This is a genomic window from Pseudoglutamicibacter albus (assembly GCF_031458175.1).
In the GTDB taxonomy this organism is placed as follows: domain Bacteria; phylum Actinomycetota; class Actinomycetes; order Actinomycetales; family Micrococcaceae; genus Pseudoglutamicibacter; species Pseudoglutamicibacter albus.
This window is the reverse complement of the sequence record NZ_JAVDXX010000001.1, coordinates 1,121,974-1,148,291: the sequence shown is the minus strand read 5'-3', so window position 1 is coordinate 1,148,291 and position 26,318 is coordinate 1,121,974. Positions and strand designations below refer to the sequence as shown.

The following is a 26,318-nucleotide window of genomic DNA, read 5'->3' as shown; positions in this document are numbered from 1 at the left end:
ACTGCCCGGAGGTCTTCACCTACCGCGAACGTTCACAACCTCCCGAGGAACTACACCTAAGCAGGGCTACGCAATCAATCTCTGTGAGGCACGACTAGGGCTACGCGATCAACTTGACATGAGGCACTACGTCCGGTCAGGTGAGCGAGCGGCTCGGTAGGGTAGTAGCAGATTGTCGGGCCACACAAGGATTAGGCCAAGAGGGGAGAACAGCGTGGGACGTAAAAACCGCAGAGCTCCGCAGGCTCGTGGCGCAAGCCGCAGGAGCTCGGGCTCGCGTTCCTCAGCCGCCCCCAGAGGCGCTCGCCCTGTACGGACCCGTGCATGGGACTTAGATACAAGTAGTGGCTGGCTTCACTACGGCCACGAACCGTTACAGGACTTCAGCGACGGGCTATGGCATGTGCGCGCAGTACCAGGCTATGGCGCGAGTAAACATTACCGTTGCCCGGGCTGTGATCAGCTGATACCACCGGGCATCGCACACATTGTGGCGTGGAGAGCGGACGGTTCACGATCGGACGCGGACGCCCAAGCAGACAGGCGCCACTGGCATAGCAGATGCTGGGAGAACCACGCGCCGCGTCGTTGAGGCCGCGCTAGCGAACCCGAGACGGTAGCTGCACTGGAGGGCCCGATCTGGGTTAGCGGGCGTCTTGCCTGCGGAAGAAGACTTCCTTGATCAGCGTGATGGCGGCAGCAGCGACCGGGATTGCCATGAGCGCCCCCAAAACGCCGAAGAGCGCACCACCGGCGATCACAGCGATCACCACCACAGCGCCTGGAACCTTGACGGCACGCGACATGATCCTAGGTGAGATGAAGTAGGCCTCTACCTGCAGGTAGACGATGTAGAGGATCGCGTATAGCAGTGTGGACTGCCAGCTGAGCGAGAATAGAGAGACGATTACGACTAAGGTTCCCGCGGCCACGCCGCCTACGAGCGGGATGAATGCGAGCATGGCAACACACAGTGCAAGTAGCAGCGAATAGGGGATCCCGAAGATCGTCATCAGGATGAACGAGAAGCAAGCGTTGACAATGGCGACTGTTGCTTGCCCCATGACGTAGTTGCCTACCGAACGCGTGATGTTCTCTGACAACACGGCGACCCGCTGTCTGCTGGAAGCCGGCGCGAAAGAGAAGACAAACAGTTTCAGTTGTGGCAACGAAGCCAAGAAATAGGTTGCCAGAACGAACACGATGAGTGTGCCGAAGAAGAACTCACCCACAAAGTTACCGGCGTTGATCACATTCGCTAGGGTGTCAGGGCTGTTGATGATGGACCTGACTTCTTCACCGACTTTGTCGATGAGGTGGAACTGAGCATCCAGTTTCTGAACCATCGGTTTGGCGGTGACGTCATCAAGGATCGCGGGCGCGCGTCGAGTTAGCTCAGAGATCTGGGTGATGAGCGCGGGGATCAGCAAACTCAAGAAGCCAGCCACGAACGCGAGAAGTACGAGCACGACCACGAGCACACCGACCCAGCGCCGCCACCCGCGGGATACGAAGAAGCGCACGATGGGGTCCATGCCTAAAGCGATGAACAATGCCAGCGCGATCCACGTCAAAAGCTGAGATAGCTCCGCCAGTATCAGCCACGCCATGACGGCAAGCGCTACACCTACTGCAAGACCGAAACCGGACTTCACGGGGGTCTGGAGTGCGGGGCTGTCTGGCGAACTTTTCGCTGTTCCAAGCGCCGAGCTGGAGGATTCGTCCGCTTCAGAATTGCTGGAGGCATCGGATCCACCGCTGGCGGCCTGCGGGGACCCGGGATCATAGGGTAAGGGTCTATCCGTGGTGGTGAGCGCGCGGCCTAGCCAGTGCGGAACAAACTTGCGGAACCGTGCAGACGCCGCGGGGGCAGGGGTAGGGGCTGGTATGGGGCCGGGGTTGAGCGAGTTTGTTGCGTCGATATCGGGCGCTCGCACCGCGAGCGTGTCCTTCTCCGGTTCAGGCCGCCCGGTTTGGCCGGTGGAGGGCTCAGCCTTGCTGTGTTCCGCCGTTACGTCGGGATCCTCGCTGTCAGATGATGCCGGCGTGTCGCTAGAGTCCGGGTCGCTAGGTAGGTCACCGCCGAGGCGTATCTCATCGGGGAGGTCTTCGGGTTGCATGCCCGGAGGCCTGGAGGTTTGGCCATCAAGCTCCGAGGCGTTGGGCTCATCTGAACGCGCAGTCATGTCGGCTAGACTACCTAAGTTTGGAGCGAATTACGGGAAAGACGAGGGTCTACTCGTTAGACTCTTAGTAGACGCGGCATCGCCCGCGATTGTGACTTGACCGAACTGCGGTGCTGTGCGCCGCGGCTGATACGAGGATGATTGACCTATAGTGCGCAAAATTATTAGCACGGCTGCCCTGGTGATAGGCGTGGTGTGCCTCATTATCGGTATCGGACACATGACCTGGTGGTCTCCGCAGGATCGCCTCAGCGCTGAGATCCCGGACAATACCCCGGATGCGCCGATCACCATGATTTCCTCAGAGATTCATTTGGCGCCGGATTCCAACCCAGAGGTCAAACTGGGGGAAGAAGGCAAGTTCACGGTCGCAGTCGCACGCCCTTGGGACATCCAGGAGTGGGCGGGGTCCTCTGCGATGAACGTGATCGAATCTGTGGACACCGGTTCGCGCACGTTCAAGGTCGAGCACAAGAAGGGCGATGCAAAGGCTCCTAATCCTCAGGGCTCTGACCTCTGGATTTCAGAGTCTGAGCAAGAAGGCCGGTGGGATGTGGCCTGGCCTGAGGAGATTCACGGTCCTGTCGCGCTGCTGGTCATTAAGGACGGGACTGAACCTGCGCCGAAGGATCTTGTGGTGACGTGGGATAACCCGGAGGCTGAGATGTCAGCCAAGTGGGCTAAAGCGACCCCGTGGTTTGTTGCCGCTGTCATCTTGTTTGGTCTTGCCCTGATTCTGGCGATGTCTCGTCCGAAGCGGCGCGGTGGCCGTCGCGTTGCTGATTCTCCGCGCCGTGCCGCAGCGGCTCGTCGCGGAGAGGACGCTGACCGGCGGGCTAACCACACCGGCCGCGCCGCTGGCGCAGGTATCGGTGCCGGTGTCGGTGCTGGCGCCGCCGCTGGGCATCCAGACGGCCAGCCGGGGGCAGATGCTGGATACGACGGTGACTCCTTTGAAGGTGCCGGCGATACGGCTGAATACGAGTTGCCTAACTTTGGCGGCAGCGATCCATATGTTCCGCAGTCGGATGACACGATCGTTGCAAGCCGCAGGCACGGCGTGGTTGCTCCCGCTGATTCTGAGGAACATGACGGTAACGACCAGGACCGCCGCGACGACGATGACGACTATTACGACGGCGGGTCTGCCGCACCGGCTCACGGCGAACAATCATGGGGAGACGATGAGCGCAACTGGCAGGAGGGCGATGACGTGAACCCTGAAGAAGATCCACGATTCCGCTCTGTTGCTGAACCTGCTACAACTAAGAGCCTTGGCCAACGTGAGGGTCGGCGCTCTCGTGCCTGGAAGGGCCTGATTGCTGTGGGGGCGGCCCTCGGCCTTGCGCTCCCGTCTCAGGTCGCGTGGGCGGACACCTCGGCCGAGAAGTCTGAGGAGGCCACCGCTAAGGCTGAAGAAGAGGAAGCCTATTCGATCCTGGTCACAACCCAGCTAGAGCGCATCATGAGTGATGTCAGCGACGTTGCTGCTGAGGGCGATAAGAAGCGTGACGCGAAGAAGCTCGAATCACGTTTTGAGGCAGACGCTCTGAACCTGCGCCAGGATCTTTACAGCGCGTTGAAGAAGAAGGTCAAGCTCAACGACAATCTTGTTCCGCCGATTTCGAAGAAGGTTGTGACCGCCGCTGTTCCGGTAGACCGTGGCTTCCCTCGAACCGTCATGGCTGTGACCACGGGTAGCAACAAGGACCTGCCGGTCATTGTGACCCTCAAGCAGGCGAATGCCCGTTCTCAGTACAAGGTTGTGTCCGCAGTCCCGATGGTCGAGGGGGCAACGTTCCCGGGTATCGCTGTGGGGGACCCGGAGGTCCGCGCAGTTTCTGGGGGAGGTAAGAAGGGTGGCCCGATGTCACCTGAAGATGCCTTGAAACAGTTCTCTTCTGCACTGGGTGATGCGAAGTCCGGCGCTGCGAAGAAGTTCGCTAAGTCCCCGATGGTCGATCAGCTGCGTAAAGCAAACTCGGAGACCAAGAAGAGCTACGAGGGCGACGGCAAGGGTAAGTTCACGACCGATTACAAGGTCAACGCGAAGTCTGCTAACGCTTTGAAGATGCCGGATGGCAGTGTCATGGTCTCCGGTTTGGTCACCGAAACCATGAGGATGACCCCGGAGAAGGACGGCGGTAAGACGAAGCTCGCCGGCTTCATCCGCGAGTTTGTTGGCAAGGAAGAGACTGACAAGCCGGTCGAGGCTCGCCTCACGATTCCTGTGGTCATCAACATCAAGGACGGCAAACCAGCCGAGGTCGTTGGTATGTCGTATGTCCCTGTTGGTGTAGAGCTGAAGTAGCGACCGTGCGCCCCGAGGAACCCGCGGGGCGCGACTGAGAGGATGAGGCACGCAGTGTCGATGGATTCTTCATCATTTGATGCACAGCCTGGGCAGGCGCACAACCCGAATGCGAGTGTGGGTGCTTCCGGAAGCCAAGCTGAGTTCGCCGCTCCAGCGTCCTCGGCAGGTGCTGTGGACTTATCATCGCTAGGCCAGCAAACTCCAGGCCAGGCTACTGAGGCATCGGACATGGAAGCCTCGCTGGGCCAGTGGGCCACGATGGTTACGGAAGAGTCGCTGCAGGAGTTCGCGCAGCTCAGCACGCGGGTCCCGGCGTTCTTGGTCGCGTATTCGGCGCGCTCTGAAGCCGCCGACTCCGTGGTCCGGGTTGTGGATGATGCGGTTGAGGCTCAGGCGGGTAAGTTCGTTCTGGGTGTTGTGGATGTCGATGAGCATCCGCGTGTGGCTCAGGCCTTGCAGATTCAGCAGGTGCCGATGCTGCTTGCGGTCTTAGGCGGCCGACCGATGCCGCTCTTCGCAGGCCCCGTTGATTCCGAACAGATGGCGGCAACACTTCAGGAGTTGCAGCAGGTTGCGGTTCAGCAGGGGATGGCTTCCACGGTCGCACCTATTAACACGGCTGGCGCCGAAGCGGCTGGTGGCCGGTTCGCTGAGGCTGATGCGCTGGTTGCGCAAGGGGAATATGATGCGGCGCGGGCTTTGTATGAGCGTGCCGTGGAGGAGAACCCGGCTGATGCGGAGGCTGAGGCCGGTGTGCATCGGGTTGATTTGTTGAAGCGGGTCTCTGGTTTCGATGCGCAGGTGGTCCGTGATGCTGCGGCTTCCAACCCGGATGATGTTCATGCCCAGATCGATGTCGCTGATCTTGACGTCGTGGGCGGGCACGTGGATGATGCCTTCTTACGTCTGATTCGTTTCATCGGAGCGCATCGCGGTGATGACCGTGAGGCGGCACGGGTGCACTTGGTTGAGTTGTTCAGCGCGGTGGGGCAGAACGATCCACGCGTTGCCGCTGGTCGCCGCAAGCTGGCGATGAGCTTGTTCTAGTTGGACCGGTGAAGTAACCGGAGAAAATGTGTCAAGAGCCACACATTCTAGTGTGGCTCTTGATCTGCATTAAATCGCATGGTTCGATTTTTATATGACGCATATTGCAGGCGAACCTTCGCATAACCATGAGCGTGGGGTGGGGCCTACGCATAAAGGTCATGAAACAACATCACATCAGACGCAAGGAAGTTATCAGATGCAAGGTTTAGCGGATCCGTCCTCGGCGGCGGTGAGTTTCCGTGGGCTAGGTAAGAGTTTCGGGGATAAGGTCGCGGTCTACCCGTTCGCCTTCGACGTTCCGCGTGGATCGTTCTATGGCTTGGTGGGGCCTAACGGGGCAGGCAAGACCACAACGCTATCGATGCTGACCGGCTTGCTACGCCCGGATACCGGACATGCGTATGTTCACGGCGTCGATGTGTGGAAGGAACCACTCGTAGCGAAGAAGAAGCTGGGCGTTCTGGCTGATGGTATGCGGCTTTTTGATCGGCTTTCGGGCCGTCAGCTGATCACATACACGGGACGTTTGCGTGGCATGGATGCCGAGGTGGTTAACGCGCGCGTTGAGGATCTCTTGCGGGTCATGGACCTACAAGACGCGGCTGATAAGCAGGTTGTGGATTATTCCGCGGGTATGCATAAGAAGATCGCGCTCGCGTGTGCGATGATTCAGGCGCCGCAGGTTTTGGTTTTGGATGAGCCTTTCGAGGCCGTGGATCCTGTTTCGAGTGCCAATATTCGTGACATCTTGAACAACTATGTTGAGCAGGGCGGTACGGTCCTGATTTCGAGCCACGTCATGGCGATGGTTGAGCGGATGTGCACGCATGTTGCGGTGATCGCGCAGGGGCGGCTCAAAGCTGCTGGGACGGTGCAGGACGTATGCGACGGTATGACCCTTGAAGACCGCTTTGTTGACTTGGTGGGTGGCCGCGGCGAGCAGGAAGGGTTGTCTTGGTTGCACAGCTGATCAAGCTGCGGTGGAGGCTGTTCATTAACGGCCTTATCCGCAATAAATGGCAACTCTTTGGCGTGATCCTGGGTGGGCTGTACATGGGGTTCCTGCTGGTGATCGGTGCGTTGGCGTTGGCGGCGATGACCCCGGAAGATGCGCCTTTTGCCCAGATGATCGTGGTGACTCTGAGCGCTCTGGTAGTGCTGGGTTGGACTGTTGTGCCCGCGTTCTTCACCGGCATGGACGGGGCGATGGAGCCGCAACGCTTTGCGTTGTTCCCCATCAGCGCCGGAAAGCTCGCTCCAGGGTTGTTACTCGCCGGTTTCATCGGAGTCCCTGGCGTGGCAACGTTGATCTTCATGCTGATCGCTGCCTTCTCCTTTAAGTTCAACGCTGACTTGCTCGCGTGGGGGATTGTTGCCGGGCTGTTCTCAGCGTTGGCGGCGCAGCTTTTTGGGCGTACGTTCATGACGTGGTTTAGCACGGTGGGTGTCAAGCGTGGTGTGCGTGAATTAGGGACTGTGGTCTTGTTCCTCCCGGTCATGTTCATGGGGCCGATGATGGCCACGTTGGGTCCGGAGACGGATCACCACCTGATTGTGAACGTTCTAAGCACGTTAGCTACCGTGAGCTCATATTCGCCGTTCGGTGCGTTCTTTGGTGCTGTGTGGGCCTTTGCATCGGGGAACATGGTCCACGGCGTGATCAGTGGCGCGATCGGTTTTGTGAGCCTTGTGGTGTGCTGGGTTCTCTATGTTCGCATCGTCAAGAAGGCCGCGGTGTCTCCTCCGCATACGGCCGCATCGAAAGACGTGAAGGGGCTGGGCTGGATCGGGCGCATGCCGGCAACTCCGTGGGGTGCGATTGCCGGCCGCGCGCTGATCTATTGGCTTAAGGACGCCCGCTATTCGGCCTCTTTGATCATGGTGCCGGTCCTCATCGTGGTGATCGGCATATTCATGCCACTGTTCCAACCGGAGGCTGCTTTCGGTGGCCACCTCGCCGGCATTATGGTTGGCGCGCTCATGGGGTTCAGTATTTCTGCCGATATTTCTTATGACTCAACGGCGTTCCATACACATGTTCTCACCGGGGTGCGTGGCTGGCAGGACCGGCTGGGCCGTGTAGTTGCGGTGCTACCGCTCTCATTCATAGCAGTCGGACTATCCGCGGTGGTTCCGTTGCTGATTCTGGACCGCGTCGAAATGATTCCTGATTCGCTACTGGCTTCGCTGGCAGCACTCGGTGTTTCATTGGGGCTGTCCGCGCTGGTATCGGCACGCTGGATTTATGCGGTTCCACAGCCCGGGGACTCCCCGTTCCAAACGCCACAGGGCGCCGGTATGCGGATATTCATTACCCAGACCCTCTACCTCGTCGCGGTAGCCATTCTGCTCGCGCCTACCATGGTCTTCTACCTCATGGCGTGGAACGAGGCGCGCGTGGTTCCGCTCGCGGTAACCGCCGCGTTCGACATCGTGTGGGGTCTGGTGATCTGTGTAGTAGGTATCTGGCTAGGCGGGAAATGGTATGACCGTTCGACGCCTGAACTGATGCAGACCGTGATCCGCCACGCGTGATCAATCATCTTTCCTCGTGTGCGCTCGGGCGAAGGCGGCATAGAATGGGTCGCATGAGTTCTCTCAACGATCCCTATGCCAACGATCCGGCCTCACCTGACACCGCCTCACCTGGCGGCACTGCTGTGATGGACCGGCAGCTGCAAGAGCAGTTGTCGGAACCAGGGGACCATGAACGTTTTGCGCACTACGTGCAGAAAGACAAAATCATGGAGTCCGCCCTCACGGGTGAACCGGTGATCGCTTTGTGCGGCAAGGTTTGGGTCCCAGGCCGTGACCCGCAGAAGTTCCCGGTGTGCCCGGACTGCAAGGAAGTCTATGATTCGATGATGGGCGACTAAGCTAGCCCAGCATCTGCGCCGGTTGACCCAGCGGTTCACTGTCGCGCTGTTTCCAAGCCGTGTTCGTTGCACGCGATGCTTGTTTTGTTGCGCCCGTTTCCGCATAGAAACCGGTGCTCTGTTTCTGATGGTTGAAGAATGATTGTGGAGTGATGCCTTTATGTCCGATGCCCTGTTTTCCGTGGGCGAGGACATGCCACCGGCGTATCCGGAACGAGCCGCGTGGGGCACAGCTCCTAAGCTGCGGCAGTGGCAGGCAGAGGCTCTTGAAGCGTTCTTCAACAGCCCAGAGAAGGACTTCCTTGCAGTTGCAACCCCAGGCGCAGGTAAAACAACGTTCGCGTTGCGTGTAGCCAAGACCCTGGTTGAGCGCGGCACCATCAACCGCATCACTGTTGTAGCGCCGACCGAGCACCTGAAGACGCAGTGGGCTGACGCCGCCGCCCGCATCGGGCTCTCCATTGACCCGAACTTCAAGAACTCCGATGGCCGCCACGGCCGCGGCTTCATCGGCGTTGCCGTGACATACGCGCAGGTTGCGAACAAGCCGCTGCTGCATCGAGCACGCACTGAGGCCGGGAAGACGCTCGTGATCCTGGACGAGGTCCACCACGCAGGCGACGCGTTGAGCTGGGGCGACGGTATCCGGGAGGCTTTCGAGCCTGCGGTGCGCAGGCTATCGCTTACGGGTACGCCGTTCCGTTCGGATACGGCGCAGATCCCGTTCGTTGAGTATGTAGAAGACGAAGAGGGCATCCGCCGTTCGAAAGCCGACTACACCTACGGTTATGGTGAGGCGCTCAAGGACCACGTTGTTCGCCCTGTCATGTTTATGGCCTATTCCGGTTCGATGCGGTGGCGCACCTCAACAGGTGAAGAGATGGAAGCCCAGTTGGGGGAGGCCGCGACCAAAGACATCACACAGTCCGCGTGGCGTACCGCTTTGAACCCTGAGGGTGAGTGGATCCCGAAGGTTCTTCGCGCAGCGGATCAGCGTTTGACTGAGGTGCGTCGAAGCGTTCCGGATGCCGGCGGGTTGGTGATCGCAACCGACCAAGATAGCGCGCGTGCGTATGCGGCGATCCTGGATCGCATCACAGGCGAGAAGACCACGGTTGTGCTCTCCGATGATGCCGGGGCCTCGCAACACATCGAGGACTTCACAGAGAACACGAAACGATGGATGGTCGCCGTGCGCATGGTGTCTGAGGGTGTTGACGTGCCGCGTTTGGCAGTCGGCGTTTATGCGACCTCCACGTCCACACCACTGTTCTTTGCTCAGGCGATCGGGCGCTTCGTGCGTTCCCGCAAGCGCGGCGAGGTCGCGAGCGTCTTCTTGCCCTCGGTGCCTGTTTTGACGCATCTTGCCAACGAGATGGAGGTAGAGCGCGATCACGCACTGGACCGGCCAAGTAGCGGTGAAGACCAGACAGTGCAGGAAGTCGAGGCGGAACTGGCTCAAGCCAACCGTGAAGAGCGCGCATCAAGTGAGCTCACTCATGGCACCTTCCAGGCCCTTGAATCGGATGCGAGCTTCGACCGTGTTCTCTACGACGGCGGTGAGTTCGGGCTAGGCGCGGGCGTGGGTTCCGAAGAGGAACTTGACTTCCTTGGCATCCCGGGCCTACTGGATGCCGAACAGGTCGGTGAGCTGTTGCGTCAGCGGCAGGCCAAGCACCTGAGCAAGCGGAAGACCGCGGCACAGCAACAAACGCCGGGAGAACAAACACAGGGAGTCGTGGATCACCGCCAGCTCATGGATTTGCGTACCCAACTCGCTAAGTCTGTTGCGGCGTATGCGAATAAGACGGGTATTCCGCACGGTCAGATCCACAACAAGCTACGCGCCATTAGTGGTGGCCCGCCGGTGGCGCAGGCTTCCGAAAAGCAGTTACGTAACCGCATCTCGACGCTACAGAAATGGTTTGTCGGCCAAAAATAAGGGCCGAAAATAAACGCCGTGGACGGCGCCTAACCGTGGACGGCGCCTAACAACAGCGGCGGCGCCCAGAACAGATATGCGATCTATGCCCTGGGCGCCGCCGGTTGTGTGTGCTTCGTTTCTGTGATCTTAGTCCTCGATCAGCGTTGGGACCACGGGTTCGCCACGCATCAGCTGGCGTGCACGCCCCGGCATTTCTTCGATCGAAGCTTTACGCCGCTCGATCGCAGCCTCGACACCTGCAGCTCCGGTCAAACCATCCTGGATTTCGCCGTTCACCACGAGTGGGATCTGCAGCGGGCGGTCGCTATCGGTGGCCCCGGAAGGAACCCGGTTCACACCGATCAGCTCAGCGGTTGCGCGGCCGCGTTCATTGATCTGGCGGTAAGCATACTTCTTACCACCCACCGACTTCTTACCGGATGCCGATTTCGCGACCGGAACCCACTGGCCGTCATTGCCCTGACGCGCAACCAGCTTGTACACCATGGAGGCGGTCGGTGCACCCGAGCCGGTCACGAGCTGGGTTCCGACCCCGTAACCATCCACTGGGGCAGAACGTAGCGCTGCGATCGCGTACTCGTTGAGGTCCGAGGTCACGATGATCTTGGTATTCGGGTTGCCGAGATCATCGAGAAGCTCCCGCACCCATACCGCCTGGGACAGCAAATCACCTGAGTCCAAGCGCACACCACCAAGCTGGGGCCCTGCTACCTCAACGGCGGTGCGCACGGCCTGCTCCACATCGTAGGTATCCACGAGCAGGGTCGTGTCAACGCCCATCGAATCAATCTGGGCTTTGAACGCCTCACGCTCAGAATCGTGCAGCAGGGTGAAGGAATGCGCGGCCGTGCCCGCGGTTGTGAGACCGTAGCGGCGGCCCGCTTCAAGGTTGGAGGTGCTAGCAAAGCCTGCGATGGCGGCCGCGCGTGCCGCCGCGATCGCGGACTCTTCGTTGGCCCGCCGCGATCCCATCTCAATGCATGGCCGTCCGCCCGCTACAGCGATCATGCGGGATGCCGCTGAGGCGACCGCGGTGTCATAGTTGAGCACTGAGAGCAGATAGGTTTCCAGGATCACCGCTTCAGCGAACGTGGCCTCGACCTGCATGATCGGGGAGTTCGGGAAATAGATCTCACCTTCGGCGTAGCCGGTGATATTGCCGGAGAAACGGAAATCGGCGAGCCAGTTGAGCATCGCTTCGCCAACCACTTTGTTATCCGAGAGGTAATCGAGGTCTTCGGTGGTGAAACGGAAGTTTTCAAGCCCCTCAAGGAACCGTCCGGTACCGGCCAAAAGGCCGTAGCGGCGCCCTTCCGGGAGGCGGCGTGCGAAAACTTCAAATACACTCTTACGGTTTGCTGTACCGGAGGCCATCGCGGCCTCGATCATGGTCAGCTCGTAGCGGTCGGTCATCAGTGACGTGCTCGTTGACATGTCCCCAGCCTAATATGTCAAGCCCTCTGAGGCGGCACTCGGGTCCCACCACTACAATGTGTCGTATGGCTGCCGCAACCTCTGTGAGTTATCAAGTGGAGAAGGACAACGCGTTCGCACCCGCTGCCTCGCGCCCTTTCGAGCTTGTTGTGTGGGATGACCCGGTCAATTTGATGTCCTATGTTTCCTACGTGTTCCGCACGTACTTCGGCTATTCGGATTCGGTTGCACAGAAACTCATGCTTGAAGTGCACCATTCGGGCAAGGCCGTGGTGGCTCGCGGGCCGCGGGAAAAGATCGAAGCCGATGTTGAAGCGATGCACGGTTTCGGTTTGCAGGCCACGATGCGCGGAGGCGACGCCTGATGGCACGTCCTTTCAGAGCTACACGAAAAGGCTATTCAACTGAACTTGACTACGCAGAGGCCCAGCTGTTGGTGATGCTGGCTCGCGACATCGACCAGTTGCTTGCCGGGCGTGAAGCCGAACACGTCGATGCGGGTCTGAAGGCCGCATCGGGCACAACGGACGCCGCTTCAAGGAAAGCCTCAAACACCGTAGAAGAACCTACAGATGTAACAGCCGACGGGGCAGACCGCTGGTGGGAAGAACTGGGGCTCAGTAACGACATAGCGGACGCGGGGGCCTCGCTGCTAGGCGGGTCGGCTACGTTGGATGACCCTCACGACCCAGCGCTTTTGGCTATCTTGCCGCGTTCGATCCATACCGATGACGCGGTGGGCGCCCTTGACGGTGCGGATGCAGCGATGCGTGCACGCACCGAGCCGGGGCTCATCGCTCGTCAAAGGGAAGGCTTGAAGTGGCTTGCGCGTGCTGTGATGAAAGACCCATTTTTGATTCCGCATGAGAAAGCGGGGCAGGTGGCCTCGACACTCAACGTCATGCGGCTTGTATTGGCAGCCCGCCTGGGCATCGAGGATCAACAGGACGCTGATCGCGTGCAGGAAGCCATGGAACAAGGAGTGTCCGATGACCCGGACCAAGGCATGGTTATGCTTTACGGCTTCACCTCGTGGCTGCAAGACTCACTCATGCATGCGTTGTTGCGTGGAAAGGCTTAGCCTAGATACGCATCAAGCACCTCATTTTCTATGTGCATAACGGAGACCATGAAACCGGCATTGAACTCTGCCTTAGCAGATAGCGCCCGAGCGGATAGCGCCTCAGCAGAAAACGCCTCAGTGGAAGGCAGCGTCGCAACAGAAAACAACGCCGCGGCTACGGTGACTCGTGCGTTGCGTGGAGAAGCTTCAGCGAGTGATCCCACGTTGGCGCCGATCGGCGTGTTCGATTCCGGGGTTGGCGGGCTCACGGTGGCTCGCGCGATCATCGATCAGCTTCCACAGGAGTCCATCCTCTATGTGGGGGATACCGGGCGCGGCCCGTATGGGCCGTTGCAGCTTGCGCAGGTGCGCGCGAATGCGCTCGACATCATGGACCAGCTGGTCGAGGCCGGTGTCAAGCTTTTGGTGATCGCATGCAACACAGCCTCGGCCGCTGTTTTGCACGATGCACGCGAGCGTTACACGGTGGGTTACGGCATCCCGGTGGTTGAAGTGATCAAGCCGGCCGTGCGTGCGGCGGTGCGTGCAACCCGTACGGGCCGCATCGGTGTGATTGGTACGCAAGCCACGGTACGCTCACGAGCCTATGAGGATGCGTTCGCGGCCGCCCCGCATATTGAGGTGCGTGCGGCTGCGTGCCCTCGTTTTGTGGAGTTCGTTGAACGCGGCGAAACCTCAGGCGAGGAACTATTGGATGTTGCCCAGAGCTATCTGCAGCCGCTCAAAGAATATGGCGTGGATTCGCTCGTGCTGGGGTGCACGCACTACCCGTTGCTCACGGGCGTGATCTCTTACGTCATGGGGGAGGACGTGAGCCTGGTGTCCTCAGCGGACGAGACCGCGAAAGACGTGTTCCGTTCCCTCACCGAGGCAGGCCTCATCGCCCCGCCCGAGGCGAGCGCGCGCCACACGTTCATGGCTACCGGTGACACCGAGCATTTCTCGGTCATGGCTCAACGATTCCTCGGACCCGAGGTGACGGGTGTAACCCACATGATCCCGCGATATCCCGACAACACTTAATCGGAGCTCATGACATGAAACTGACGATCATCGGCTCCACGGGATCATTCCCAGGCCCCGGCTCGCCTGCATCGTGCTATCTGCTGACCGCACACGACGGAACCCGCCCGTGGCGCGTGCTACTGGATTTCGGGTCCGGATCCCTTGGCGTACTGCAACGCTACATGGACCTCAAAGACATCGACGCGGTCCTGATATCCCATCTGCATCCAGACCACTGCATGGATCTGTGCGGGTTACACGTTGCAGTGCACTGGGACCCAGAAGGCTGGGGCAGGGACCGCGTGCGGGTCTATGGCCCAGCCGATACCGCCGACCGCATGGCAGATGCCTACGGCCTACCGCGTGATCCGGGTATGCGTGAAGACTTCGACTTCCGGGATTGGGTTGCATACGAAGCCGTCACGATAGGGCCGCTGACCGTAACACCGTATCCGGTGGTCCATCCCGTCGATGAGGCCTATGCGTTCCGCATTGAAGGACACGAGATCCTCGAAGGCCGGCAAATCCACTCCGTATTGACCTATTCAGGAGATACGGACGAATGCCCCGAACTCGTCGAAGCCGCCCGTGATGCCGACCTCTTCTTGTGTGAGGCCGCATTCCAAGAAGGACGCGACGACCACATCAAGGGAGTCCACCTGACCGGAAAGCGAGCCGGGGAGGCAGCGAAAGCAGCCGCAGTCCAGCGGCTCCTGCTCACCCACATCCCCGTTTGGACCGACCACACCACCGTCTTAGAAGAAGCCCGCGCCGAATACAGTGGCGAACTCGCGGTGGCCGTCTCAGGGGTAACCTACGGCGTACGTTCAGGCGAACGCATCGGCGACCCACGCACTGCAACCATGTCCCGCGTCCCAGAATCCCTAGCACGCGCACTTCAAGAGGCCGGCGTGCGGCACCGGCCCATCCCAGGCCACCGCGGAACCCGCGAAAACCCTGTCCAACCGGGGCCACACGATCCATCGCCATAAAATCCCTCGCCATAAATGCAGGCGACCCTTGCCGCACCAACACATAACAAGCCGATTACAAAACACCGTGAACCGACCAAAGAACGGATACGATGACCGCATGGGCATAACTAACACACGCGCCGATGGTCGCCGAGCAGACCAGCTGCGCCCCGTCACCATCACCCGGGCATGGTCAAAAAACGCTGAAGGCTCAGCTCTCATCGAATTCGGTAATACCCGGGTTCTGTGCACCGCTTCCTTCACCGAGGGCGTACCCCGCTGGCTCAAAGGAGAAGGGCGCGGCTGGGTTACCGCTGAATACGCGATGTTGCCGCGGGCAACCAACACCCGCAATCAGCGTGAATCCGTCAAAGGGAAAATCGGGGGCCGAACCCACGAAATTTCCCGGCTCATCGGCCGATCCCTTCGCTCCGTGATAGACACCAAACAGCTCGGTGAAAACACCATCGTGCTCGATTGCGATGTACTTCAAGCCGACGGCGGCACCCGCACCGCCGCCATCACCGGCGCATTCGTCGCACTCGCCGACGCAGTCGAATGGGCACGCCAAGAAGGCCTGGTCGATCAGGACGCGCAGGTGTTGACCGATACCGTCGCGGCAGTCTCGGTGGGCATCATCGACGGAACCCCTGTTCTGGATTTGCCTTACGTTGAGGACGTCCGCGCGGAGACGGACATGAACGTTGTGGTTCGCGGCTCGGGCGATTTCGTTGAGGTACAAGGTACCGCCGAGGGGGCGCCATTCAACCGTTCAGAGCTCGATGCACTGCTGGATTTGGCAGTGACGGGAGCGGCAGAGCTAGCCGCAATGCAATGCGAGACACTGGGATGGCAACGATGAACGCAAACCCTACCGAAACTGTGAACCCCAACGAGGAAACAGCCCCGCGGATCGTGCTGGCATCCCATAATCAGGGAAAGCTAGCGGAGCTACGCGAACTGTTGCGCGGCAAGGTCGAAGGCCTCGATGTAGACACCCAGGTCATTGATGCGGCAACCGCGGGCGCTGCCGATGTGGTCGAAAGTGACGTGACTTTCGAAGGCAACGCGCTGCTCAAGGCCCGCACCGTGGCCCGAGAGACCGGGCTGATCGCGATCGCCGACGACTCTGGCCTGGCCGTAGACGTCATGGGCGGATCCCCAGGTTTCCTCTCTGCACGCTGGGCAGGGGTGCACGGCGACGATGAAGCTAATAACCGCTTGTTGCTAGCGCAGATGGCCGACATCACCGACCCGATACAGCGGCGCGCTTGCTTCGTGTGTGCTGCCGCAGTGGCAAGCCCCGACGGCTACGAAGTCGTGGAACGCGGGGAGCTCGAAGGAACCCTCTTGACCGAGCCCCAAGGTGAGGGCGGCTTCGGATACGACCCCATCGTGCAACCGCTGGGCTCCAGCAAGTCACTCGCCGAACACACCCCAGAGCAGAAGAACAGCATCAGCCACCGCAAGAAAGCAATCGAGGCGCTCTTGCCCTCGATTATCGCTGCCTGCTCTAACAGCTAACGGAAAATAGCTGACGGAAAACAGCGACGGGCGGATTGCGTTGATACGCAATCCGCCCGCCGTTTAGTTTCTCGGTTGTTTAGTTTTTCGTTTGATGAGTTTCTTCTACCGCTTCCCGTGGGGCGGCTGGCTTGTTCTTTTTCGAGTTGATGCGGTGACGCACGGCCTCGAAGATGATCGGGGTGATGGAGAGCAAAACGATCGCGATGAAGATGATGTCGATGTTCTTGCCGACCCAATCGAAACGGCCCAGCCACGCACCCAGCAGGGTCACGCCGCCGCCCCACAAGACGGCGCCGATCACGTTGTAGAGGAAGAACTTGGCTTTGTTCATGCCGGCAACACCGATGATCACCGGAACGAAGGTGCGAACAATCGGAACGAAACGCGCCAGAATCAGGGCTTTGCCGCCGTGGCGTTCAAAGAAGTCGTGCGCCTTGACCACGTGCTCGCGTTTGAAGACCTTGGAATCGTCGCGGCTGTAGAGGGCTGGGCCGGTTTTCTCGCCGATATAGAAACCGAGTTGGTTACCCACGATCGCGGCGATGATGATCGCGGGGATCGCAACCCATAGTGGGGTTTCGATCGCCCCGGTTGCCATCAGCATGCCCGCGGTGAACAGCATGGAGTCACCCGGTAGGAAGAAACCTAGCAATAAACCGGTCTCAGCGAAGATGATGCCGACGACCAGCGCGATGACCCACGGGCCTAACCCTGAATCACGCAAGAAAACGTCAGGGTTCAACCAGTCAGGTAGGAACGCGGCACCGACATTAACGACGTTGGTCACGGCCTCAGGCGAGACCAAACCAGTGAATAGATTGCTCAGCATGAGAAGAATTCTACGTGGCTATCCGTGAGGAGCCGCATCGGGGCTTATATGATCCGCATCGGGGTAGAATAAGCTCACGTGGCTGTGGATTTTGTAGCAATTGACTTTGAGACCGCTAACGGTTTTCGTGGTTCTGCGTGCGCCGTGGGGCTCGTGAGGGTCCGTGATGGGGCAGTGGTCGATACCTATGCGTCGTTGCTACAGCCGCCTGCGGGTTTTGATCATTTTGATCCCCGCAACGTCTCGATCCACGGGATCCATCCCGAGCAGGTTGAAACGGCGCCGCGTTTTGCAGACGCCTATCCTGAGATTGCCGAGTTCATCGGCGGTGACCTTGTCCTGGCGCATAATGCGGCTTTCGATATCGGCGTGATCCGCGCCGGTCTGCAGGCGTGTGGTGTTGGTGCGCAGAAGTTGGTGTATGCCTGCACGGTCCAGTTGGCCCGTAAGGTCTATGACTTGATGTCTTATTCCTTGCCTTTTGCAGCACATGCCGCGGGCTTCGACTTGACCTCACATCACGATGCGTTGGCGGATGCGCGCGCGTGCGCGGCCATCGGGGTCGATGCGGCCCGCAGGCTCGGTGCCAGCACGATGACCGAGGCTGTGGAACAGGCTGGCTTGCAGGTCTCGACGATGGCGAGCTTCAAGCCGGGGGACCCTGAGTGCAAAGCGTTGCGTGACGCGCGCGGATGGCGGGTTGCCGGGCACGCTGTTCCGCAACAGCTGGATGCTCCGTGGCCGGTTGAAGGCCCTAACCCTGAACCGAATCACGACGCAGACCCTGCGAATCCGCTCTTCGGTCAACGCGTGGTGTTTACTGGCGAGCTCGGTATTCCCCGGAACGAGGCGAAAGAGCGCGCCGCCGCGGTGGGCGCTCAAACAGCTGACAGGGTGTCTACCACCACGAGTGTTCTGGTTGTTGGCGACGGTTTCGTTGCCGAAGACCTCACATCAGGCCGCATGACGCGCAAGGCACGCCATGCATTGGCGCGCCGCGACATGGGGCAAGACATCTCGGTGATGTCCGAGGCGGAGTTCCTCCAAGCCGTTGGCGGCCACTGGCCTTTGGGTGTTTGATACAGGCCAGTGAACACGCTGCGCTAGCCAGGCCCAGCGCAGGCTCAGAACATGAGTTCTGCGAGCTTCTTCGAGTATTCCTCGATGAGCGGGTAGTGGTGGCGGGTGCCTGACTTGCCGGTCACGGCGGCGATGAGAGCGGCGGCGAACATGCCGGCCTGGAGGTAGCCTTCATCGGCGAGCGCGGTCCCTACGTCGGTAGCGTGCGCCTCACTTGCATCTGTGCCTAACGCGTTGAGGGCTACACCGGCAGCCAAGGTGAGGTTCGAGCGCGCAACACCGTCGTTGTTGTGGTCTGGCCGTTGGGCATGGTGGTCTAGCTGTTGGGCGCTGCGGTCTGGTTGCTGGGTGTGTTCGCCAACTTCGGCGGCGCGCTCGAGTGCCTGGATGAACGAGTTTTCTCCGGCGTCTTGGGGCATCTGGTGGGTGGCGCGGACGATCAGTTCCGCGGCATCCGCGCACGCGGCGTGGGCCTGTGGGGAGCCGTGGGAGAGGGCTGCGGCGGCTGTTGCGAAGGAACGGGTCTGCTCGATGGGCAGATAAGGGACCACTCCGAGTGCAATGGCGCGTGCCAGGACGCCGGGACCGTCTGTTGCGGCGAGCTCGGGAACGCTTGCGGCGGGACGGTTAAACGGGCGATGCGGAAGACTCATCTCGGGGGAGCGCAACCCAACGATGTTCTGCGGGTCCCCGCCTTCCTGGACGCCGAGCGCGAGCATGTGGTCCGTGAACGGGCGCGCCGGAGGGACCGGAGCGCCATCCGGTAGTTCACGGTCAACTGCGCGGATCCAACGCAGTGCACCGAGCCAGATGCATGCCGGCTCATCGGATGCCACCCCGTCGTGGGCCCATTCGAGGGCTTCCATGAGGCCGTCTCCGATCGAGAGCATCAGCATCGTTTCGGGTCCGAGTTGATGGACCTCGGTGGTGTCGGTGCGTTCAACCTCTGCCGCGGCACTGAGCACAGCGTAGACGAGCCCGGCGTATCCTGCAGGGTCGGATGGGCGAGGTGTGGGTGCGGAGTCTGCGGGAGAATTGCTCATGCCTCCAGCCTAGCGGTGTTCGTCATCAAAATCTCAGGGGTGCTGGGTAGGGTGAAGCCATGAAGTTCCTGCACACATCGGACTGGCATTTGGGCCGTAATTTTCACGGTGAGTCCCTCGAATCGGCTCAACGTAAGGCGTTGGGTGATGTGGTCGATGCCGCCCGTGAGCACGCGGTCGATGCGGTCTTGATCGCCGGTGATGTGTATGACCGCACGGTCCCGCCTGAACGAGCGGTCACGATGTTTGAAGACACACTTGAAGAACTCGTGTGCCTGGGTATCAGCGTGGTGGTGACGAGCGGGAATCATGACTCGGCGCGCAGGATGTCTTTCGGTAGCCGCTTCATGTCCGCTGCTGGCGTGCACTTCCGCACGAGCCTGGAGGACAGCATCGTCCCTATCCGCTTCACGCAACGCAGTGGCAACGGCGGAAGGGTAACGGTTAGCAGCGACGCCGAGAACGGGGTTCATGGTGCGGGCGGCGAGGTGGTTCAGCACGTTGATGTGTATGGGCTTCCGTACCTTGAACCGCGGGTTGTCGCAGCGCAATTGGGGGTTGAGAAACTCACTCATCACGATGTGGTTGCCGCCGCGGTAGCGAGAATCCGCGAGGTTGCCCAGCAACGCGAAAGCCAAGCCGGGGAAGTTCCGGTCAGGACGGTCATCATGGCGCACCTCTTCGCGGCCGGCGGCATGCCCACCGATTCGGAAGCAGTATTGTCTGTGGGGCAACTGGATCAGGTTTCAGCCGGGCTTTTCGCTTGGAGTGACTACACGGCCTTGGGGCATCTGCACGGTCCGCAAAGCCCCCTACCGAACGTGAAATATAGTGGCTCGCCGCTGCCCTATTCCTTCTCTGAAGCGCATCAAGAAAAAGGCGGGTGGATCGTGGAGATCAACCCGGGTGAGGATGTGAGCGCATCCTGGGTTGCGTGGCCGCCAGCGGTGCCGCTCGCGATCCTTAGAGGACCTATCGAGGAGCTTCTCACCAAAGAAGAACACGCCTGGGCCGAGCAAGCGTATTGCCAGATCACGCTGACAGATGCCCAGCGCCCAGAGCGCCCCATGGAACGGCTGCGGGAACGTTTCCCTAAGACCTTGGTGCTCCAACACGAAAACCGTGCAACCTCCCACGGCGCTGAAACCTACCGGGCACGGATGAAAAAGGCGGAGAATCCGCAACAGATCGCCGAAGGGTTCCTCGAATTCGTGCGCGAGCGCAGCCCGAATGAAGAAGAGACGAAACTCATCGAAGAACTCATCGAGCAGGCACGTGTTGAACAAGCAGGTGCCCAACAATTAGGCGTTGGGCAGAGGCAGGTAGATGGGCGGAGACAGCTAGATGGGCAGAGACAGGTAGAACAGTCCCACAGCGGGGCGGACGCGCAGAAGGGCCGGGCATGAAACTCCACACCCTCACGATGACTGCCTTCGGCCCGTACGCCGGAACCGAAACCATCGACTTCGATGCGCTCTCCGGAACCGGCCTGTTCTTGCTGCAAGGGGACACCGGGGCCGGGAAAACCACCATTCTCGACGCCGTGTGCTTCGCCCTCTACGGGAAGCTTCCCGGCGCCAGAAGCGAACTGGGAACCAACCCGCCCGTCAGAAGCAGCTACGCTCCCGCATCCCTCGCCGCTTCCGTAGAACTCGAATTCTCAATTGATGCGCAACGCTATCGAGTCAAACGTTCCCCGGCATGGAACCGACCGAAGAAACGCGGCACTGGAACCACCGCAGAGAACGCGAAAGCCTACGTCGAAGAGCTGGTGGATGGCCACTGGGTCAGCCGCGGCGCCAAACCTGCTGACGTCAACGTCTTCCTTGACGGCGCACAAGGCCTCTTAGGCCTCACCCTCGACCAATTCACTCGCGTGGCACTGCTACCACAAGGGGAGTTCGCCCAGTTCCTCAAAAGCAGCACGAATGAACGCGACGCACTGCTCTCAACCCTGTTCGATGTGTCCCTCTACGAGAACCTGCAGAAAACCGCGAACGAACATTCCAAACATCTCGAAGCCCAAACCCGGGACACTCAAGAAGCCTATGAACGCTGCATCGAAGACTTTGAAGAGCTCGCCGTGCGCTTTTGTCTTGAACCAGCGGATCTGGAAGGCGCAAGCGATGATCTCGGGTGGGCTGAAGGCCTGACCGAGGCGGCATCGCAGCTCATCCAGCGGCGCAGCGAGGCTCACCAAACGGCAACACAGCACTACGGGGATGCGAAAGATAAGCTCGCCCGCCTGGAATCCGTGGCGCGGGACGCCCGCGAATATGAAAACTACCGGCAGGCCCGCGCCGAACTAGAGGCCGGAGAGGCAGAAGCCGAGAAGAAACGGCAGGCCTTAGTACTCCATGAGCGCGCACGTGAAGCCCAGCGCTTCATGGAGGCAGAAGCGAACGCGGCCAGCACGGTTGCGAAACTCAGCGACGCATTCGAGCAAGCTCGCTTGGAACTACCTCGTACGCTTCCGGTGGACCACCCCGAACACGCCTACCCATACCGGGAACTGACCAGAGGCAATGATGCATCTGAAACTCATGCCGCGGGCCTCGCGCTCTCACAACCTGTGCACGAGTTCACCGCGTGGGAAGAAGCCATTGCTCAAGCGCGCACACGGCAGCGGGAACTCATCACAAGCCAGGAAGCATGCAAAGCATCTGCGGCTACACTTCACCGCGCCCAGGCCGAGAGCGAAAAGCGTCAAGCCCACGTTGAGCAGGCAAACGAGACCCTCACACAAGCACACACCAGCTATGAGCGGGCACTCGAACAAGTTCAAGCGTGCCAGAAGCCGGAACAAGGCGCGTCCCAGCTGGAAGAACGTCTCCACAAGCTCACCAAGCAAGCACAAGCGGCCCGGGCTGTCGAAGACGCCGAGGCAGCCCACAAGGCGGCGCGTGAACGCAGCGACGAAACCCAAACCTCACTCGACGCTGCCCGGCAACACGAACATGACCTCTACTCCCAGCGTGAGGCGTACCTCGTGGCGAGCCTTGCCCAAGATCTCACACCAGGTGAGCCGTGTAGCGTGTGCGGCGCGACCGAGCATCCCTCCCCAGCCACCCATACACAGACCGCGACCAATGAAACGGAGACCACCGACTCGGATCCAACCACACCCATCCCAACCGTCACCGAACACGACATCGAAGAAGCCCAGCAGGCCAGAAAGCGTGCCGAGCGTGAGAACAGCGCGGCACAAGACCACGCGCGTGACAGCTACGAGTCGCTCAGTGCGGCCCGAACCCAAGCCGGCGGATTGAGCCTGAAGCAAGCCCAAGAATCCATCGCGGAGCTGGCGAACAAGCTGGAATCGGCGCGTGAGCAAGAAGACGCAATCGAGCGGGCAGAGACCGCCGTCACTTCAGCTGAAAAAGCCGTTGACGAAGCTCGCAGCCGACTCAAACACGCACAAACCGAAGCCGCCGCGAGCCGGCAAACCCTCGAAGAAGCAAGCCAAGAGGATGAGCGGCGTCGCCACAAACAGCTCGCACAGCAAGGGGAGTGGGAGAGCCTCGAGGCCCTGAGCGCGGCACTCACACGTTTCACTGACACCATGCGGCGCTGCATCGACCTACATGCCCGTACAACAGATGCACAAGAGCAGATGAATGAAGCACGCACAAAGGCTGAAACGTACCTCACCCATCACAAACTCACCCGCACAGAAGCAGAGAGAAACCTCCTCGAAGATGAGGAAGCAGAGCAGCTGAAGAAGGACATCAAAGCCCATGCCGATCTTGAAGCACGGTCAGAAGCGCTTGGCTCGCTCGAATCCGTTCAGCGCGCAATCCAACGCATCGAAGACGGCGAGAGCACCTCAACGGAAGAACAGCTGACCGAACAGCGCGGGCGAGTCCAGCAAGCGGCGGAACGTAAAGATGAAGCGCTCGCCGCCCACATTGAAGCCCGGCACGTCAGCGAATCGATCGATCAGGCTTGCGCAGAACTGCGCGATGCAGATTCCCGGCGCGGCGAGCTCGGGGCACAAGCTCAACGAGCCAAAGCTATAGCGGCGGCCCTCAACGGGACCGGCGGTGAGAACCTCAAGTCCATGAGCATTCGCGCCTATATTCTAGCGGCCCGGCTTGAAGCGGTAGCTGAGGCGGCGACCCAGCGGCTCAACGTCCTCTCCGATGGCCGCTACAGGATCCTGCATGATGACACGAAGAGCCGTAACAGGAAAGCGGGCCTCGACCTCGTGGTCGAAGACTCCTGGAACAGCGTGGTCCGCCCCACTGCGACCCTCTCCGGGGGTGAAACCTTCCTGGTATCCCTCGCGTTAGCGCTGGGCCTTGCTGACATCGTGCAGGAAGAAACCGGCGGCATCACCATCGAGACGCTTTTCGTCGATGAAGGGTTCGGGACACTCGATAAAGAAACACTCGATAAAGCGATGACCGGCATCGAACGGCTCCGGCAAGACGGACGGATGATCGGCATCGTCTCCCACGTCGAAGAGTTACGCAGCCAGATCCCTGACCAGATCTATGTCCATAAGACCCGGAAGGGTTCACAAGTGAAAGTCATCACAGCAGACCAGCCGCAAACTTGAAAGACGGCCGGACGCGTGTAGGCAAGGGCTAGCATGAGAGGCATATGACACCAGTACAAGGCCCAACTGAAGAAGCGCCCCAATCAGCTACGAGTTTCCGCCGCCTCGCTCAAGACGCCGGGGCGCTCTATTTTCCGATCTCGCTGTTAGCTCGCTTGCCGATGTCGATGCTCGGCATGGCGTGCCTGACCTACATCGTCGCCTCGGCTGAAGACTTCACAACCCCAGGGCTCGTGACCGCGATCGGCGGGGTAGGGGCAGCGATCGGCACGCCCATCTCCGGGGCACTCTCAGACAAACTGGGGCAAAAACCAACGCTGCTCGGCCTGTGTCTTATCCATGTTCTCGCCCTCATCGGGGTTCTGTACTTCGGCTCCGGTAGCGACGGGCCGGTCACGCTCACCCCGCAGCTGATGATCATCGCGTTGATTGCGGGGGCGAGCATCCCGCCATCCGGGCCCATGACGCGAGTGCGTTGGATCAACAGGTACGGGGCTGACCTTCACCAGCTACGCACACTGGAGGCAGCGCAAAGCTACGAGTCCACGATGGATGAGCTCTCTTTCGTACTCGGCCCCGCATCGGTCGGAATCCTCGCGGCAACCTTCGGCCCAGCGGTGCCGATCTATGTTGCGATGGCGTTGTGCATCGTGATCATCCCGGCCTTCGCGTTCCATCACACCGAGGCCTATTCACGCTTCAAGAAGCCGCGCACAACCGTTACGGAAACTACGCCGGCCACCCAGAAGCCACCGCGGAGAGGCAACGCTACGCTCATCGCTATCACCGTGATCGGGATGCTCGGGGTCGGGACCGTCTTCGGCTCGCTGGCCACGATCCTCACCTACTTCGCCGACTACACCGGCAACCCGGGAACCGGCGGGCTGATCTATGCGGTCATGGGCATCACATCGGGCCTGGCTGCCCTTTCTGTAGCGCGCTGGCCTGTCACGTTCTCTCACCCAGCCAGGCTCTTGACAGGGGCTGTCACTCTCGTGCCTCTCGTGATCGTGCTGTGGCTACCGGAAACTCCGCTTTCGATGAGCCTTGCGATCCTTTTACTCGGTGTTCCTATCGGGCCTATCCTGGTCACGAACTTCACGCTCGCCTCCAGCATCACCCCGTCGCACCGGATGGGATTCGTGATGACTCTGCTCTCGGCAGCGATCACGTTGGGAACATCGGCAGGAAACTCGATTGCAGGCCGCCTCACGGACGCCGGCGGACACCACCTCGCCCTCGTGGCAACGCTGGGCGCATCGGTTCTCGTCTTCATATGCGCGTTTTCGTATACAGTCCTGAACAAGCAAAAACAGCGTTAGAGACTTGGTACAGTGACTCCTATGATGAACCGCACCTATCTGGGATCCCGTGTGATTGGTCTCGGACATTTTCAGCCAGAGAAAATTTTGTCCAACCATGATCTCGAAAAACTCGTCGACACCAACGACGAATGGATCCAGGCCCGCACCGGTATCAAAGAGCGCCGCATGGTCGGTGAGAACGACACGGTGGTGAGCATGGCCGTCGAGGCGGCACGTATGGCACTCAAGGACGCCGACGTCGCGACTGTCGATCTCATCGTGGTTGCATCCACAACCTCCCAGAACCGCACTCCGAACGTCGCATCCCGTGTAGCGGAGGCTCTCGGATTGGAGCGCCCAGGTGTTCTCGATATCAACACCGCGTGCTCGGGCTTCGAATATGCGGTTGCGGTAGCGGATCAGTTCGTCTCTTCGGGCGTTTCTGAGCGGGCGCTCGTGATCGGTTCTGAAGCGCTGACTAACTTCACGGACTACACCGACCGCACAACGTGCGTGCTGACCGCCGATGGTGCGGGAGCTTTCGTGCTGGAACGCACTGAGGAGCCTGAGATCAGCCCGGTCGCGTGGGGATCGATCCCCGAGCTAGGGGATGCGGTTGTGATCGCTGGCGAGCCGGAATACTTCAGCCAGAACGGCCGTAACGTGATGCGTTGGGCTCTGACCGGGGCGGTCAAGGAAGCGCAGAAGGTGCTCGAGAAGGCTGGTCTCACGATCGATGATATCGACGTGCTGGCTTTCCATCAGGCCAACCTGCGTATCATCGAGCCTCTCGCTAAGGGGCTTGGGGCGAAAGATCAGATTGTGATCAAGGACGTTGTGAATTCCGGAAACACTTCCGCTGCGTCCGTGCCGCTTGGTCTTTCTAAAGCGTGGCACGCCGGCGAGCTTCCGCGCGGTGGGCGGACGTTGCTTTTCGGGTTCGGCGGCGGGTTCACCTTCGCGGGCCAAGTCATCAAGTTGCCAGCCTAAACTGCGGCGGCTGAAAGCGACAACGCTTTTCGTGGCCTACAACATGTCTTGTGCATGACGCAAAAGTTTCACTCTCTATCGTGGTGATGTGACGCGTGTCGCATTAGATCTGTGTA

At 60.2% G+C, this 26,318-nt stretch carries 21 protein-coding genes; 17 read left to right on the top strand and 4 right to left on the bottom strand.

The annotated features are described in order from the left end of the window. Positions 1–644 precede the first annotated feature (644 nt). On the bottom strand, positions 645–2,186 hold the full coding sequence (locus J2S67_RS05020; RefSeq protein ID WP_052048244.1) for an AI-2E family transporter: 1,542 nt from the start codon (positions 2,184–2,186) through the stop codon (positions 645–647). A 220-nt stretch (positions 2,187–2,406) separates the two neighbouring features. Between J2S67_RS05020 and J2S67_RS05015 the strand changes: the two genes are divergently transcribed. The 6 genes from J2S67_RS05015 to J2S67_RS04990 all read left to right on the top strand — a co-directional run bounded on the left by J2S67_RS05015 (position 2,407) and on the right by J2S67_RS04990 (position 10,368). Continuing rightward, on the top strand, positions 2,407–4,497 hold the full coding sequence (locus tag J2S67_RS05015) for a hypothetical protein (RefSeq protein ID WP_156961760.1): 2,091 nt from the start codon (positions 2,407–2,409) through the stop codon (positions 4,495–4,497). A 60-nt stretch (positions 4,498–4,557) separates the two neighbouring features. After that, on the top strand, positions 4,558–5,547 hold the full coding sequence (locus J2S67_RS05010) for a tetratricopeptide repeat protein (protein ID WP_310246871.1): 990 nt from the start codon (positions 4,558–4,560) through the stop codon (positions 5,545–5,547). 199 nt (positions 5,548–5,746) lie between these two features. Continuing rightward, entirely contained in the window at positions 5,747–6,520 is a 774-nt protein-coding gene (locus J2S67_RS05005; protein ID WP_310246869.1) for an ABC transporter ATP-binding protein, read from the top strand. Continuing rightward, positions 6,505–8,085, top strand: coding sequence for a hypothetical protein (locus tag J2S67_RS05000; protein WP_310246866.1), 1,581 nt, complete (start codon positions 6,505–6,507; stop codon positions 8,083–8,085). The genes J2S67_RS05005 and J2S67_RS05000 overlap by 16 nt, the downstream gene beginning before the upstream one ends. 53 nt (positions 8,086–8,138) lie before the next feature. After that, positions 8,139–8,426, top strand: a complete 288-nt coding sequence (locus tag J2S67_RS04995) for a DUF3039 domain-containing protein (RefSeq protein WP_035754612.1) — start codon at positions 8,139–8,141, stop codon at positions 8,424–8,426. A gap of 160 nt (positions 8,427–8,586) precedes the next feature. Then, complete coding sequence (locus tag J2S67_RS04990) at positions 8,587–10,368, top strand: DEAD/DEAH box helicase (RefSeq protein WP_310246863.1); 1,782 nt, start codon at positions 8,587–8,589, stop codon at positions 10,366–10,368. Between the two features lie 129 nt (positions 10,369–10,497). Here the strand turns inward: J2S67_RS04990 and J2S67_RS04985 are convergent, their stop codons facing one another. Next, positions 10,498–11,805 (bottom strand): nicotinate phosphoribosyltransferase, encoded by a 1,308-nt coding sequence (locus tag J2S67_RS04985; protein ID WP_310246861.1) that lies wholly within the window; start codon positions 11,803–11,805, stop codon positions 10,498–10,500. A 65-nt stretch (positions 11,806–11,870) separates the two neighbouring features. Here J2S67_RS04985 and clpS point away from each other — a divergent pair, with 65 nt between their 5' ends. The 6 genes from clpS (at position 11,871) to J2S67_RS04955 (ending at position 16,392) form a co-directional block, all read left to right on the top strand. Further along, complete coding sequence (clpS, locus tag J2S67_RS04980; protein WP_035754619.1) at positions 11,871–12,170, top strand: ATP-dependent Clp protease adapter ClpS; 300 nt, start codon at positions 11,871–11,873, stop codon at positions 12,168–12,170. Then, positions 12,170–12,886 carry a DUF2017 family protein gene (locus J2S67_RS04975; protein ID WP_310246858.1) on the top strand — a complete coding sequence of 239 codons (717 nt, stop codon included), beginning with the start codon at positions 12,170–12,172 and terminating at the stop codon, positions 12,884–12,886. Before clpS ends, J2S67_RS04975 begins: the two co-directional genes overlap by 1 nt. Before the next feature lie 120 nt (positions 12,887–13,006). Beyond that, positions 13,007–13,912 carry a glutamate racemase gene (gene murI, locus J2S67_RS04970; protein ID WP_370977398.1) on the top strand — a complete coding sequence of 302 codons (906 nt, stop codon included), beginning with the start codon at positions 13,007–13,009 and terminating at the stop codon, positions 13,910–13,912. Positions 13,913–13,926: 14 nt separating this feature from the next. Then, positions 13,927–14,886, top strand: coding sequence for an MBL fold metallo-hydrolase (locus tag J2S67_RS04965; protein WP_084590330.1), 960 nt, complete (start codon positions 13,927–13,929; stop codon positions 14,884–14,886). Between the two features lie 100 nt (positions 14,887–14,986). Further along, positions 14,987–15,730, top strand: a complete 744-nt coding sequence (gene rph / locus J2S67_RS04960; RefSeq protein WP_035754623.1) for a ribonuclease PH — start codon at positions 14,987–14,989, stop codon at positions 15,728–15,730. After that, complete coding sequence (locus tag J2S67_RS04955; protein ID WP_310246855.1) at positions 15,727–16,392, top strand: non-canonical purine NTP pyrophosphatase; 666 nt, start codon at positions 15,727–15,729, stop codon at positions 16,390–16,392. Before rph ends, J2S67_RS04955 begins: the two co-directional genes overlap by 4 nt. A 79-nt stretch (positions 16,393–16,471) precedes the next feature. Here J2S67_RS04955 and J2S67_RS04950 read toward each other — a convergent pair whose 3' ends face one another. Beyond that, complete coding sequence (locus J2S67_RS04950; RefSeq protein WP_310246853.1) at positions 16,472–17,224, bottom strand: VTT domain-containing protein; 753 nt, start codon at positions 17,222–17,224, stop codon at positions 16,472–16,474. 78 nt (positions 17,225–17,302) lie between these two features. Here J2S67_RS04950 and J2S67_RS04945 point away from each other — a divergent pair, with 78 nt between their 5' ends. Further along, a complete protein-coding gene (locus J2S67_RS04945; protein WP_035754624.1) occupies positions 17,303–18,304 on the top strand; it encodes an exonuclease domain-containing protein in 1,002 nt (333 codons plus the stop codon). A gap of 44 nt (positions 18,305–18,348) precedes the next feature. Here J2S67_RS04945 and J2S67_RS04940 read toward each other — a convergent pair whose 3' ends face one another. Further along, positions 18,349–19,347, bottom strand: coding sequence for a hypothetical protein (locus J2S67_RS04940; protein WP_310246849.1), 999 nt, complete (start codon positions 19,345–19,347; stop codon positions 18,349–18,351). A 59-nt stretch (positions 19,348–19,406) separates the two neighbouring features. On the opposite strand from J2S67_RS04940, the gene J2S67_RS04935 reads away from it, so the two are divergent. From J2S67_RS04935 to J2S67_RS04920, 4 genes are read left to right on the top strand one after another with little or no spacing between them, the layout of a single operon-like run. Further along, positions 19,407–20,753 carry an exonuclease SbcCD subunit D gene (locus tag J2S67_RS04935; protein WP_310246845.1) on the top strand — a complete coding sequence of 449 codons (1,347 nt, stop codon included), beginning with the start codon at positions 19,407–19,409 and terminating at the stop codon, positions 20,751–20,753. After that, entirely contained in the window at positions 20,750–23,908 is a 3,159-nt protein-coding gene (locus J2S67_RS04930) for an SMC family ATPase (protein ID WP_310246842.1), read from the top strand. The genes J2S67_RS04935 and J2S67_RS04930 overlap by 4 nt, the downstream gene beginning before the upstream one ends. A gap of 44 nt (positions 23,909–23,952) precedes the next feature. Then, positions 23,953–25,230 carry an MFS transporter gene (locus tag J2S67_RS04925; protein WP_070490396.1) on the top strand — a complete coding sequence of 426 codons (1,278 nt, stop codon included), beginning with the start codon at positions 23,953–23,955 and terminating at the stop codon, positions 25,228–25,230. Positions 25,231–25,251: 21 nt separating this feature from the next. Then, positions 25,252–26,202 (top strand): beta-ketoacyl-ACP synthase III, encoded by a 951-nt coding sequence (locus J2S67_RS04920; protein ID WP_310246838.1) that lies wholly within the window; start codon positions 25,252–25,254, stop codon positions 26,200–26,202. The last annotated feature ends 116 nt before the right edge of the window (positions 26,203–26,318 follow it).